This window comes from Marinobacterium rhizophilum DSM 18822 (assembly GCF_000378045.1).
GTDB classification, from domain to species: Bacteria; Pseudomonadota; Gammaproteobacteria; order Pseudomonadales; family Balneatricaceae; genus Marinobacterium_A; species Marinobacterium_A rhizophilum.
The window spans coordinates 1-13435 of the sequence record NZ_KB899123.1 but is presented as its reverse complement, the minus strand read 5'-3'; the positions used below and the strand labels follow the sequence as shown (position 1 = coordinate 13435).

Genomic DNA, 13435 nt, shown 5'->3' with positions numbered 1-13435 from the left:
CGTTTGAATCGTAAAAGTCGCCGTGGGTGCGAGTACGTTGGGTCTGCGGTTTGCAGGGTGTTTCAGGCCTTGCCGAGTCGAGTCTGGGCAGAGAGCTGGCCTTTGCCGCCGCTTGAATCGTACAGAGTATGGCGTTGGGTCTGTCCGCGCAGCAGGGCCAGTAGCTGATCGTTATTGCGACTGCTGCGTCTGAGCACCTGTTCGTTGCGCAGGTTGAGCTGCCTGAGCTGCTCGAGAGTCTGCTGCAATGTCTGCCACAGTGCTTCGCTTGCGGCTCGCAGGTCTTCGGGGAGCGCTTCGAACCACTGCGCAATGCCATTCGGGGTTGCGCTGTAACCGAGCTGGGTCATTAGCTGCTCGCGCTGACTGTTCAGTTCGGCAAGCTGTTCGAGCTGGCGCTGTTTGTCGGCGAGAGACTGCTGCAGGTCTTCGAGATTGTGTTGCGACAGGGCGGTGAACTCGATGTCGAGCAGGGACTTCAGTTCAGCCAAAACGACGATACCCTGATGGGTCAGGGTATCAAATGCATCTTGGTGCGGGTTCGAAAGGGGTGTCAATCGAGTGAGCTCTCAAAGTCGACCAGGCGTTGTGCCACACGTGCGTAGTTGATTTCGTAGCTGCCCGACTCGATGGCGTTACGCAGCGCCTCCACCCGGCTTTCATTGACCTCGGGCGTGTTCGCCAGCACCTTGTCGGTACCCTGCAAGGCCTGGGCGGCTTCGCTCAGCCTCACCTCGGCAGCGTCGCCGGCTTTGGAGGCGGGCGCGCTCTGCGCCTGGGCCTGGTCGCCAACGCGGTCGTTGCTGGTTTGGGCACGGGTACCACTGGCCTGGCTTTTCGGCGGCAACCCCGTGAAATCAATAACCATCCTGCTGTTCCTCAATTTCGCATCTGATGAGGTTTATCGGATGAATCTGGCAAAACTTTAGTGTTTTTTCCAGACGGCTCTTAGGCTGTATAGATTTTTCAGTATACCCCAGGCCCGGAGTCGCGGCCATTGGCCAGCTCCCCGTGAATCAGCGGCTGATCGGGTGGACCAGCCCCCGCGCTACCACGATAGCTTTTATCTCCTGGCCTGAGCGGTCATTGCGAACCCGAATTTGCTCACCGGCCTGGCCGTCTTCCAGCGCCGTGCCCTGAGCGCGCAAGTGCAGGGCACCGTTGCGTACTTCGATAATCAGGCTGTCGCCACGCTCGATCAGGTTGGCGTCGGTCAGCATTCCGCCGTTGAGGATAGTGTCATTTGGAAGGTGTCGGCTGGCACTGCGACCGATGACATCTTCCGGTGCCTGATAGTAGCCGCGGGTTTCATCACTTATATCCAGCAGTCGGCTCTCTATATCCGCCTGACTGAGCGTTTCACCGCGACTCACGGGACGACGGGTCACGATGACCTGGTGCAAGATCGCAACTTTGGCGGTCACGAAGAGCGCCCAGTGTTGCGGTGCGTCGCAGGACACTCGGGTGGTGATGCGGCTGCCGCTGCCCCTGGGCGCTTCAGCAACCAGGGGAGCGGCACAGTCGGGCAGGCGCAACCGAGTGCTGACCGGGTTGATCTGCACGTCGATCTGGGCGCCGGGATTTTGTTGCTGGTAAAGGTCGGTCAGATAATCGCGGGCACTGGCCTCCACGGCATCGGCGGAAGTGTCTGCCTGTGCACCCGTCGCAACGAGCAGGTTGGCACTGAAGGCTAAAGCGCAAAGGCAAGAATAACGCGTCACGCGGATATCCTGAATGAGTTGGCAGAGTGACGGCAGAGGAAAAGCCTCTGCAGTGCCTGCCGATGATCTCAGGTCTGCCCTGTGCTGTAAATCAATGCGCGCAGGCCTGGCAGCCTGGCGGACTTAACACTGATCTACTGCGGAAAAGCCGATTTTGGTCATTTTTTGTACTCTGTTTTCGTTAAATAGAACCACTATTAGCCTCAACAGAGCTCAAAAACTGCCTCATTCAATCGCCGGGAGCGATTGAACGTGAAAACCCCGAAGGGGTGAAGCACATGGATGTGCTGAACAAAACGGACTTTCCCTCGTTACGACCGGCCAAGCCCGACAGGCTGCTGGATTGCCGCTTTGCCGTTGGCCGGCCAGGAGCGGTAAAAGGTTGCCGCCCAATCTGCCGAAAAAGTGTGCAGGTGACACAGATACTGGCTTTTTCTGCCTTGGCATGTGGATTGCTTTACTGTTTGGCAGGCATCAAAAGAGGCAAGCGGATGACCATCAGCTTTGACAGCGCACTGGGGATTCATGAGTCGGCAACGTTGTTGCGGGCTCGCCGGGCGGAGGTTTTGTCCAACAATATCGCCAATGCGGATACGCCGGGCTTCAAGGCGCGGGACCTGGATTTCGCCAGCATGCTCAAGGCTGAACAGACGCCGGGCGCCGAGGCTTCGACGCAAAGCGTAACGATGCAGACAACCCAGGCCGGACATCAGCAGGTGATGGCGGATCCGGCATCCATGGCGGCGGACATGCTGTTTCGCATTCCGAACCAGCCGAGTGTCGATGGCAATACGGTAGAGGTGCAGGAAGAAATGGCGCGTTACACCGAAAACGCCCTCGACTATCAGGCCTCTTTTGATTTCCTGAACCGCAAGTTCAAGGGTCTGAGCAAGGCAATTACCGGAGAGTAAGCGATGTCCTTATCTAATGTATTCAGTATCGCGGGCTCCGCCATGAACGCCCAGAGCGTGCGCCTGAACACGACGGCCAGCAATTTGGCGAATGCCGAGAGCATCAGTTCCAGCAGTGGCGAAACGTACCGGGCGCGCAAGCCGGTGTTCGAAGTGCGACCGCTGGAGAATGCTGAATCCTTCCTCACACCGGGAGTTGAGGCAGGCGCTGGCGTGCAGGTGGCCGGGGTGCTGGAGAGTCAGGCGTCACTGCGCCAGGAGTACAGCCCCAGTCATCCGCTGGCGGACGAGAATGGCTTCATTTATTACCCCAATGTGAATGTGGTGGAGGAGATGGCCGACATGATTTCGGCGTCGCGCTCCTTTCAGATTAATGCGGAGATCATGAATACAGCCAAGCAGATGCTGCAGCGCACCCTGTCGCTTGGGCAATAGGCTTGGGAGGTAACCGGTCATGAGTACCATCGATAGCAACAGCAATATCTTTAACCAGATCAATCAGACCAACAAGAGCAGCAGTACGGCGACCAGCGCCGATGAGTCGGACTCCGAAATGTTCATGAAGCTGATGATCGCCCAGCTGCAGAACCAGGATCCGACGAGCCCGGCGGATACATCCGATTTTATGCAGCAGATTGCCAGCATGAGTACGGTCGAGAGCATCGCTAACCTGAGCACTTCGGTGGATCAGCTCGGCCAGTCGCTGATGAGCAGTCAGGCGGCGCTGCAGGCTTCGTCCATGGTGGGGCAGCAGGCGTTTGTTGAAACCGATCTGGCCGTCCTGCCCGAGGGGGGCTCGGTGCAGGGGCTGGTGACGCTGGATGCCAGCGCATCGAACGTCTGGGTTTCTGTTTATGACCGCAATGGGGTGCTGGTCGATAACCAGCAAATGGGTGCCCAAAGCGCGGGCGATCACAGCTTCGTCTGGAGTGGCACCGACAATACGCCTGCCGATCAGTATCGCATCGTAGCCCAGGCGGAGGTTAACGGAAAAGTCGAAACCCAGACGCTCTATCTGGGGCATCGAATCAACAGCGTGACGCTGGGCCAGAATGGCATCGGCATGAAAGTAAATACGGATGTCGGCTCCGCCGGAATCAACGATATCAAGCAACTCGGATAGGTGTCTTTCAGGCTGAGCTGATTCTGTATCGGCGTGGCCGGCTGGCGCTACAAAGGAGAGCAGCATGGCAGGTTTCAATACGGCAATTACCGGGCTCAAGTCGGCATCAACCGATCTGGATGTCACCGGCAACAACATTGCAAACTCCAGCACGGTGGGGTTCAAGTCCTCGCGTACCGAGTTTGCCGACATCTACGCTACTGCCGTGGTGGGGGCCGGCTCCAGTAACACTGCAGGTTCCGGTGTTACGGTGTCCGACATCGCGCAGGATTTCAGCGCAGGCACTATCGAATTCACCAACAATAACCTCGACCTTGCGATCAACGGTTCGGGCTTCTTTCAGCTGGATGATGGCCAGGGCAGCGTGACCTATACCCGCGCCGGCGCCTTTGAACTCGACAAAGACGGCAACGTCGTGTCCAAGGACGGCAAGAATCTGCAGGGTTACGGTCTCGATGATCAGGGCAACCTGCTGCCGGTGGGTGACCTGTCGGTGACCCAGAAAGAGAGCCCGCCCAAGGCGACTGAAAGCATCGATCTGTCTTTCAATATCGATGCCAGGGAAGATGCCTCCAAGCTGCTGACACCCTATGACAAGGATGAACCCTCGTCCTTTACCTACAGCACCACGGTGCGAACGTTTGACAGTCTGGGTAACGAGCATACCGTCAAGCTGAACATGGTGGAACAGCCGCCGATGCGCGAAGTGCAGACACTTGAGTTCGATGCTCTGCCCAACTCGGTCACGATCTCGGGCTACGGCCCTTTCGATCCGAGTGACCCGGCAGAATACGCAAACCTGATCGCGGCCGACCCGCGCATTGCCGATATCAGCATCAGTGGTACCAACCTGGTGGTGCGGATGAATGCCTCGGCTACCGATATCGACGAACTGCAGGTGGTGAATAATGACGGCGGTGTGAATTTCGCCGGTATTACTTCGGCGCAGCTGGCCGCGAGCGAAACCCAAACGTACTCCCTGGCAGCGGGTCCGCTGGGAGCCGATACGGTGGTTGAAATCGGTGGTGTCGAAATTACCCTCGATGCCGGCATGACACAGGATCAGATGGGCGCGGCGCTGGAATCGCGCCAGGGTGCGATCAAGGATCTCAACCCTGATGTCGAGTCCGTGATTTATGATGCCGATAATAACAAGCTGATCATCACCTTCAAGGCGGCATCGGGCGATGTGGGTCTGCTGGCGGTGACTGATCCGGGTGCGGTCATGGGCGCGCCGACGGTGGTGCCCGGCGATAACTCCTTCCAGGGGGTTTACCAGGTGTACGCTTACCTCAATGGCGACGAGTTGCTGAACATCGGCAAGGTAGTTGATCCTGGTGAAGCGGGCTATGCGTCCGAGCAGACTGAAGTCGGCCCGGTGCTGATTACGTTTGATCCCTCCAGCGGGTTGCTCAACAGTATTAACGGTCAGCAGTTCCTGGCCGGCGGCAATGTCCCGGCCATCACCATTTCCGGTGCTGACCCCGCCAACCCGGAAACAGAGATTCGGCTGGATCTGAGCAATACCACTCAGTTTGCATCGACCTCCATCGTGAAGGCGCAAAGCCAGGACGGCTATACCAAGGGTGACCTGGTGGGGGTGAGTTTTGGCGGCAATGGTGAAATGATCGCGTCCTTCAGCAATGGTCAGAACCAGCAGCTGGGCGTGGTGGCGATTGCCACCTTTGAAAACCAGTCGGGCCTGCGCTCCAGCGGTGGCACTGAGTGGACCGCGACGCTGGATTCCGGCTCTGCGATCATCAACCCGCCGGGTGCGGGCCTCAGCGGCAGCCTGCGTTCGGCGGCGCTGGAGCAGTCCAACGTGGATCTGTCGGCTGAGCTGGTGCAGCTGATCGAGGCGCAGCGCAACTTCCAGGCGAATTCCAAGACCCTGGAAACCCTCAACACGGTAACGCAGACCATCCTGCAGATCTGATCGGTTTCACAGGCCTTCTAAAAAAGCGGCGCGGGAGCAATCCCGCGCCGCTTTTTTCGTTATTGTGTCGGGGGAGGGCGGCAATGAGCCTATGGCACAGCAATTGCTTTATACCCGTTAAGGCCGCGAAAGCGGCAACGGATTTCCCAGCAGGAGCGGCCGATGGACAAAATGCTGTATGTGGCAATGAGTGGGGCTCGCGAAAGCATGTTTGCCCAGCAGGCTCATGCCAATAATCTGGCCAACGCCACCACGACCGGATTCAAGACCGACCTGGCCCAGGCTCGCGCCATGCAGGTGTTTGGCGAAGGCCTGCCGAGTCGGGTTTATGCCATGACCGAACGCCCCGCCACGGATACCGGCAGCGGCACACTGATGCAAACCGGACGGGACCTGGACGTTGCCATTAACGGCGAGGGCTGGATTGCGGTGGTGGCTGCCGATGGTTCGGAGGCCTACACCCGTGCCGGTGAGCTGCAGATCAATGCCGCCAATCAGCTGGTGACAGGCAGTGGATTGCCGGTGCTGGGTGCCGGCGGCATTGCCGTGGTCATACCGCCGTCGGAAAAGATCGATATTGGTAACGATGGTACCGTCACCGCACGCCCGCTGGGTGAAGGTGCGGTCGAACTGCTGCTGGTGGATCGCATCAAGCTGGTGAAACCCGATGACGGCACCCTGTTCAAGGGGCTTGATGGCCTGATGCATACCGCAGGCAATGCCCCCTTGCCGCCTGCGCTGGATGTGAGCCTGCGTTCGGGCTACCTGGAATCGAGCAACGTCAATGCGGTGAACGAACTGACTGAGATTATCAGTCTGGCCCGGCAGTTTGAAATGCAGGTGAAACTGATGAAAACCGCGGAAGAGAATTCAAGTGCAGCTGCCCGCATATTGCAGCTCAGCTGATCAGACACTGAGGGTTTAGCGTTATGAATGGAGCTTTGTTTGTCGCCAAAACCGGCCTCAGCGCACAGGATACGTCGCTCAAGGTCATCTCCAACAACCTGGCCAATGTCGCGACCGTGGGCTTCAAGAAAGACCGCGCCGTGTTCGAGGATCTGTTGTATCAGATCAAGCGCCAGCCCGGCGCCCAGTCGGCACAGGAATCTCAGTTGCCGTCGGGCCTGCAGCTGGGCAGCGGTGTACGCACCGTCGGTACCCAGAAGCTGTTTTCAACCGGCGACCTGCAGATTACCGACGAGCCATTTGATGTGGCCATCAATGGCCGCGGCTTTTTGCAGGTGGTGCAGCCCAACGGTGAAATCGCCTATACGCGCAATGGCCAGCTGCATCTCAATGGCGATAATCAGCTGGTCACTGCCGAGGGCTTCCAGATTGAGCCGGCCATTACGCTGCCCGCCGAGGTACAGACCTTCAGTGTCGGCCTTGATGGTACCGTACAGGTCACGGTGGCGGGGGACCCTGATCCGCAGGAGATAGGCCAGCTGGAACTGGCGGATTTCGTCAATCCCCAGGGCTTGCAGGCCATTGGCCAGAACCTGTTCCTGGAGACGGCGGCCAGCGGTGCCCCGGTGGTGGCAGCACCGGGCGATAGTGGCACCGGCCTGTTGCAGCAGGGCATGCTGGAGGGCTCCAATGTCAATGCGGTGGAAGAGCTGGTCAACATGATCACCACCCAGCGGGCTTACGAACTCAACTCCAAAGTCATTTCCACGGCCGATGAAATGCTGTCCTTCGTGACACAGCAGCTTTAAGCGGTCACTGGCGCCTGATTTAACCTGTGCGGGAATACTCATGATGACCTTCCACCGACTTCTGCTGCTGACACTGGCCCTGGGGCTGAGTGGTTGTGTGACCAAGGCCCCCAAGCCGGATAGCCCGTATTTTGCGCCCATTCCCGCGCAGGCCTACGAGTCTGTGCCACCGGCAAACGGCTCCATCTATCAGGCGGCGACCAGCGTGAACCTCTATGGTGATGGGCGGGCGTTGCGGGTTGGGGATGTGATCACCGTGCTCTTGTCGGAAAAGACGCAGTCGAGCAAGTCTGCCAAGACCGATGTGGATAAAAGCAACGAGATCAGTCTGCCACAGCCGGAACTCTTTGGGCGGGGCATAAGTGCCTTTGGCAACCCGTTGAGCCTGTCGGCCCAGACGGACAGTGCCTTTGCCAGCGAAGGCAGCTCGGACATGAGTAACAGCCTCAGTGGCAGCATTACCGTGACGGTGCACGAGGTCCGGCCCAATGGTCTGTTGCTGGTAAAAGGCGAGAAGTGGCTGACGCTGAACCAGGGCGACGAATATATCCGCGTCAGCGGCATGGTGCGGGCGCGGGATGTCGCCGCCGATAATACCGTATCCTCTACCAAACTGGCCGATGCGCGCATTGCCTACAGCGGTACCGGTGCGGTGCATGATTCAAACGTCATGGGCTGGCTGGGCAAATTCTTTATCAGTCCGTTCTGGTTGTTCTAGCAGGTTTCAGGGGAGTGCAGCGCATGTTCAAGCACATGATTAGTCGAGGTTTTGCCGGCGTGCTCCTGTGCCTGCTGGTGTCGTCGGCACAGGCCGATCGGCTCAAGGATATCGCCTCTGTACAGGGTGTTCGCACCAACCAGCTGGTGGGCTACGGCCTGGTGGTCGGGCTTGATGGCACCGGCGACAAGACCAGCTTTACGTCCCAGACGTTTCGCAACATGCTGACCAATTTTGGCGTGATCCTGCCGGCCAATCAGAACCCATCGTCCAAGAACATTGCCGCCGTGGCGATCCATGCAGACCTGCCGGCCTTCGCGAAGCCCGGCCAGACGATCGATATTACCGTTTCCGCCATCGGTGATGCCAAGAGCCTGCGCGGCGGCAGTCTGCTGATGTCGCCGCTCAAGGGTGCCGACGGCCAGGTCTATGCCATTGCCCAGGGTAATATGGTGGTGTCCGGCTTTGGTGCTGAAGGACGCGATGGCTCGCGCCTGACGGTGAACGTGCCCAGTGTTGGTCGTATTCCGAATGGCGCCTCGGTTGAGCGTGTTGTTCCAAGCAGCTTCGCCCAGAGCGATACACTTGTGCTGAACCTGCATCACGGCGATTTCACCACGGCCCGGCGCGTGGCCGAGCAGATTAACGGTCTGCTGGGGCCTGATATGGCCACGGCGATGGATTCCACCTCCATCCAGGTGCGTGCGCCGCGGGACCCGTCGCAGCGGGTGTCTTACCTGTCGGTGCTGGAAAACCTGGAAGTTCAGCCGGCCGAGGAAGTGGCCAAGGTGATTATCAACTCCCGCACCGGCACCATCATCATTGGACAGAACGTGCGCATTTCACCGGTGGCCATCACCCACGGCGGCATGACCGTGTCCATTACCGAGTCATTTGATGTGAGTCAGCCTGCGCCACTCAGTCGCGGTGCGACCGTGATTACGCCGCGCTCAGGGGTTGAGGTGGATGAAGGCTCGGGCCACATGTTCGAGTTTACGCCCGGCACCTCCTTGCAGGAGATCGTCGCCGCGGTGAACCAGGTGGGGGCCGCGCCCGGCGATCTGATGGCCATTCTCGAAGCGCTGAAACAGGCCGGGGCCCTGCGGGCCGAGCTGGTGGTGATATGAGCCGCGCTGCTGATTGCCAGTTTGTAGCCGCTGCCCGGCCCTGTCGTACCCCCTCGCTACGGTCCGATGGAGGGCTGAACTGATGGAGCGCAATAACGGTCTTGGCAGCAAGGCGCAGGTGTACACCGAGCTGAACCAGCTGACGCAGCTCAAGCGCGATGCCAAAAATGACGGGCCCGAGGCCCTGGCCCAGGTGGCCAAGCAGTTCGAGCAGATGTTCATGAGCATGATGCTCAAGAGCATGCGTGAGGCTAATGCCGCTTTCGCTGAAGACAGCCCGTTCACGAGCGGCGATGTGAAGTTTTACCAGGACATGCTCGATCAGCAGATGACGCTGGAGCTGTCGACCGGCAAGGGCATGGGCTTGGCCGAGGTGCTGGTAAAGCAGCTGGGGCAGCAACTGAACATACAGGCCGCTCAGGACGATGCGCGTGAGCTGCGGCCGCTGGGCGAGTCCGAGCGCATGCTCAAGCGTGCCTTTGATGGCGGCGCCCAGCTGGCGGCGCTGGCACAGCTGCAAGGGGCCAAAGTGTCGTCGGCGAATGAACTGCCGCCCCATGTCAGTTCGCCCCGAGCGCCCGGCGATGAGGCCTCTGACGAAGCCGCGGGCATGGATAGCGCTGTTGCCCCAGGCAGTGCGGCCAGTGCCGAACCGGATACTTTCGCCACGCCGGCCGATTTCGTTGCCACCCTGCTGCCGCTGGCGCAACGACTGGCGCCCCAGATTGGCGTCGATCCCAAGGTGCTGGTGGCTCAGGCGGCGCTCGAAACCGGCTGGGGTCGGCATATCACCCAGGACAGCAGCGGGCGCAACAGCCGTAACCTGTTCAACATCAAGGCCGACAGTGCCTGGCAGGGCGAACGGGTGGGTGTCAGCACGCTGGAATACCGCGGTGGCGTGGCGGTGCGCGAGTCGGCGGCGTTTCGCGCCTATGGCTCGTTTGAGCACAGCGTAGAGGACTACATCAGCTTTTTGCAGCAGAACCCGCGTTACCGGCAGGCGCTGGAGCAGGCCGCCGACCCCCAGGCCTATTTGCAGGAACTGCAGGCGGCCGGTTACGCCACGGACCCGGCTTACGCACAAAAGATCGGGCGCATTTTTGACAGTGAACTGTTGTTGCAGGCGCAAGCCGATTCGGCTCAAGAATAACCGCGGCCGGCCGCTAAATATTTAGGTCGGCGCGCCGCCTTTGGCGCCGCAAGGGAGAGTAAATGTCCAGTTTCAATCTGTTGAGTATCGGAACCCAGGCGCTGCAGTCCAATACCAGCGCGCTGTCGGTGGTCGGGCAGAATATTGCCAACGTCAATACGCCGGGCTACTCGATGCAGCGGCCGGACCTCGTCTCGCGGGAGGGTCTTGGCGGCGTGCAGGTTCGCGATGTGCAGCGCATGGCGAACGAGTTACTGACCAGCCAGATCATGTCCGATACGTCGGCCTACAATAGCGCCCTGGCGTTCGAGCAGCTCGCCAGCCAGCTGGACAACATGCTCGCCTCCGATGTGTCCAGTGTGTCCAAGGCGATGGATGACTACTTCGGCGCCCTGCAGGGCGCGGTGGATGATCCGAGTAACCTTGCCAACCGGGAACTCTTTCTCGCCCAGACCGATGCGCTGGTGCGCCGTTTTCAGGACCTGGACGCGAGCCTTGCCCGGCAGGGCGATACCATCAATGGCCAGATTCAAAATTCGGTGGCGCAGGTTAACAGCATTGCCCAGAGCCTGGCGCAGATCAACGATCAGGTACGCCTGGCAACTGCCTCCGGCGCCTCGACCAACGAGCTGCTGGATGAACGTGACCGGCTCATGGAGTCGCTGGCAGGTTATATCGGTTTTACCAGCGTGCCGCAGGCCAATGGCGAGATGAGCATTTTCGTTGGCAACGGCGAGCCGCTGGTGGTGGGTAACAGCGCCAACCAGCTGGTCATGGTGCAGGACAGCATGGATGCCAGTCAGCGCAACATCGCACTGCAGGTCGGCAGCAATGTTGGTGATATCACCGGCCAGATCAGTGGCGGTCAGATCGGTGGCTTGCTGGAGTATCGCACCGATGTGCTGTACCAGACGCAGGACGAAATGGGCCGCCTTGCCATGGTGTTCGCGTCCAGCATGAATGCTCAGCAGCTACAGGGGCTGGACCTGGACGGTAATGCCGGCCAGCGGCTGTTTGCCGATATTAACGACAGCCTGCTCTCGGCCAGCCGCGTGCTCGCGGACAGCGGTAATGCCAGCAGTGTGACGTCCCGGGTGGATATCGTCGATGCCGGCGCACTCAAGGCGTCAGCCTATGAATTGGTGTTCAATACCGACAGCAGCTTTACCCTGACACGGCTGAGCGATGGCGTGCGCTGGAACAGTAACCAGTTGACCAGCGCGGCCGATGCCACGGGCGTGGATGCCAATCAGGAATTTTATTTCGATGCGGCCAGCGGCAGCCTCACCCTGCAGGTCGATGGCTTTCGGCTGGATCTGGATTCGAGCGAGCGCTTCCTCAAGGGCGACAAGTTTGAAATCCAGCCGACCCGCAGCGGTGCCTCCGATTTTGGGCTCGAGTTGAGCAGCGGGCGCGGCCTGGCGCTGGCAGACAGCGCAGGCGGTGTGTCCAACAACCGTAATGCCCTGGCCATGTCGGACCTGCAGTTTGCCACGCTGGTGGATGGCAGCACATACCAGGATCAGTATGGTCGCCAGCTTGAGCACGTTGGCAGTCTGACGGCCACCGCACAAATTACCACGCAGTCCAGCAAGGCTGTGCTGGATGCCAATCAGCAGACCAAATCCAGTATCTCCGGCGTCAACCTGGATGAGGAAGCTGCCAAACTGGTGCAGTTTCAGCAGGCTTACCAGGCGTCGGCACGGCTGATATCGGTTTCCCAGACGATCTTTGATTCATTGCTGGCCGTTGTTTAGGAGCGATAAGGATGCGAATTTCCACCCAGCAGGTCTTTCTGAATAATGTTGATAACCTGAGCCGGGCCAACAGCGAGCTGATCAAGACCCAGGAACAGATTGCCACCGGCAAGCGGGTGCTGCAGCCCTCTGATGATCCACTGGCGGCGACCCAGATTATCAAGCTGGAGCGGGAAGTTGACCGCACCGAACAGTTTCAGACCAATATCGATTTAGCGACACGGCGCCTCAGTCTGGAGGAGTCCACGCTGGATGAGCTTTTCAACAACGCCGTTCGCCTGCGGGAAATCACCATACAGGCGGGCAGTGCGGCGCTGAGTTCCCAGGACCGTGTGGCCCTGGCGACCGAAGTCGACGGCATTATTGACCAGATGCAGGGGCTCATGAATACCCGGGATGTGCAGGGCGAATATTTGTTTTCGGGTTTCCAGGGCGATCAGCAGGCCTATACCCTTAACGCCGTGACCCAGCGTTACGAGTTTCAGGGTGATGCCGAGCAGCGCTATATCCAGATAGGACCGGACAACCGTATCGCCGCGACTGACTCCGGGGCACAGCTGTTTGAGCCTGAAAATCCGCTGAATGTTGCACTGGACTTAAGTAACGGCCTGAAGAGCATCGATACCGGCACCGAAGCCGGGCGGACACAGATGGAGACCCTGCTGGGTGACACCCTGACGGCGCTCGAAGGCGTGCAGGATAGCAATATCCGCGGGCGTACTTCCATTGGTGCGCGCATGAACGCAATGGATCAGCAGGCGCTGATGAACGATAACTACACGCTCATTACCCAGGAGGCGCTGTCGTCGTTCCGCGACCTGGACTATAACGAGGCCATCAGTCGCCTGACGCTGCAACAGACGACCCTGGAAGCTGCCTACGCCAGCTTCAGCAAGGTGAGTGGTCTGAGCCTGTTTGATTACATTCGGTAGTTTATTGTTTTCGAATCCCGCCCATGCGGTGGAATTCGCAGGCTCATTCCACCCTACGGGTACGGTGCGGCCCAGTAGGGTGCTGATGAGCGCAGCGAATCGCACCTCTTAGAACCGTGTCGTTTGCGAACTCGCGGTCACCACTCAACTCACTCTATTAGTCGTCATAGGTGAGTTGTCGAGCCTGGCCATCATCTGCCCAGTCTTTAGAGTACAGTCCCTCGGAGACACTGCGGTGGAAGGTCGAATACGGCCAGCTGCAGCAAGGTGAGTGGTCTGAACCTGTTTGATTACATTCGGTAGTTTATTGTTCTGGGATCTTGCCCATGCGGTGGAATTCGCAGG

General features: G+C 59.2%; 14 protein-coding genes. 11 read left to right on the top strand and 3 right to left on the bottom strand.

The window, feature by feature from the left end; translation table 11 throughout:
• Nucleotides 1-62 precede the first annotated feature (62 nt).
• The 3 genes from F451_RS0123460 to flgA all read right to left on the bottom strand — a co-directional run bounded on the left by F451_RS0123460 (nucleotide 63) and on the right by flgA (nucleotide 1721).
• Entirely contained in the window at nucleotides 63-557 is a 495-nt protein-coding gene (locus F451_RS0123460) for a flagella synthesis protein FlgN (protein WP_020683869.1), read from the bottom strand.
• Entirely contained in the window at nucleotides 554-868 is a 315-nt protein-coding gene (gene flgM, locus F451_RS0123455; protein ID WP_020683868.1) for a flagellar biosynthesis anti-sigma factor FlgM, read from the bottom strand. The genes F451_RS0123460 and flgM overlap by 4 nt, the downstream gene beginning before the upstream one ends.
• 148 nt (nucleotides 869-1016) lie before the next feature.
• Nucleotides 1017-1721 (bottom strand): flagellar basal body P-ring formation chaperone FlgA, encoded by a 705-nt coding sequence (gene flgA / locus F451_RS0123450; protein WP_020683867.1) that lies wholly within the window; start codon nucleotides 1719-1721, stop codon nucleotides 1017-1019.
• A 491-nt stretch (nucleotides 1722-2212) separates the two neighbouring features.
• Between flgA and flgB the strand changes: the two genes are divergently transcribed.
• From flgB to flgL, 11 genes are all read left to right on the top strand, one after another.
• Nucleotides 2213-2632 (top strand): flagellar basal body rod protein FlgB, encoded by a 420-nt coding sequence (gene flgB, locus F451_RS0123445; protein ID WP_020683866.1) that lies wholly within the window; start codon nucleotides 2213-2215, stop codon nucleotides 2630-2632.
• Nucleotides 2633-2635: 3 nt separating this feature from the next.
• The gene (gene flgC, locus F451_RS0123440) at nucleotides 2636-3067 is read left to right on the top strand and encodes a flagellar basal body rod protein FlgC (protein WP_020683865.1); all 432 of its coding nucleotides are present in this window, start codon (nucleotides 2636-2638) and stop codon (nucleotides 3065-3067) included.
• A gap of 19 nt (nucleotides 3068-3086) precedes the next feature.
• Nucleotides 3087-3755 carry a flagellar hook assembly protein FlgD gene (locus tag F451_RS0123435; protein WP_020683864.1) on the top strand — a complete coding sequence of 223 codons (669 nt, stop codon included), beginning with the start codon at nucleotides 3087-3089 and terminating at the stop codon, nucleotides 3753-3755.
• Nucleotides 3756-3819: 64 nt separating this feature from the next.
• The gene (locus F451_RS0123430) at nucleotides 3820-5691 is read left to right on the top strand and encodes a flagellar hook protein FlgE (protein ID WP_020683863.1); all 1872 of its coding nucleotides are present in this window, start codon (nucleotides 3820-3822) and stop codon (nucleotides 5689-5691) included.
• A gap of 162 nt (nucleotides 5692-5853) precedes the next feature.
• The gene (locus tag F451_RS0123425; RefSeq protein ID WP_020683862.1) at nucleotides 5854-6597 is read left to right on the top strand and encodes a flagellar basal body rod protein FlgF; all 744 of its coding nucleotides are present in this window, start codon (nucleotides 5854-5856) and stop codon (nucleotides 6595-6597) included.
• Between the two features lie 23 nt (nucleotides 6598-6620).
• The gene (flgG, locus tag F451_RS0123420; protein WP_020683861.1) at nucleotides 6621-7406 is read left to right on the top strand and encodes a flagellar basal-body rod protein FlgG; all 786 of its coding nucleotides are present in this window, start codon (nucleotides 6621-6623) and stop codon (nucleotides 7404-7406) included.
• Between the two features lie 40 nt (nucleotides 7407-7446).
• Entirely contained in the window at nucleotides 7447-8124 is a 678-nt protein-coding gene (gene flgH / locus F451_RS0123415) for a flagellar basal body L-ring protein FlgH (RefSeq protein ID WP_020683860.1), read from the top strand.
• A 23-nt stretch (nucleotides 8125-8147) separates the two neighbouring features.
• A complete protein-coding gene (locus F451_RS0123410) occupies nucleotides 8148-9251 on the top strand; it encodes a flagellar basal body P-ring protein FlgI (RefSeq protein ID WP_020683859.1) in 1104 nt (367 codons plus the stop codon).
• A gap of 82 nt (nucleotides 9252-9333) precedes the next feature.
• A complete protein-coding gene (flgJ, locus tag F451_RS0123405) occupies nucleotides 9334-10401 on the top strand; it encodes a flagellar assembly peptidoglycan hydrolase FlgJ (RefSeq protein ID WP_020683858.1) in 1068 nt (355 codons plus the stop codon).
• Nucleotides 10402-10463: 62 nt separating this feature from the next.
• On the top strand, nucleotides 10464-12158 hold the full coding sequence (gene flgK / locus F451_RS0123400) for a flagellar hook-associated protein FlgK (RefSeq protein WP_020683857.1): 1695 nt from the start codon (nucleotides 10464-10466) through the stop codon (nucleotides 12156-12158).
• Nucleotides 12159-12169: 11 nt separating this feature from the next.
• Nucleotides 12170-13090: a flagellar hook-associated protein FlgL gene (flgL, locus tag F451_RS0123395; protein ID WP_020683856.1), complete on the top strand. Its 921-nt coding sequence runs from the start codon at nucleotides 12170-12172 to the stop codon at nucleotides 13088-13090.
• Nucleotides 13091-13435 lie beyond the last annotated feature (345 nt).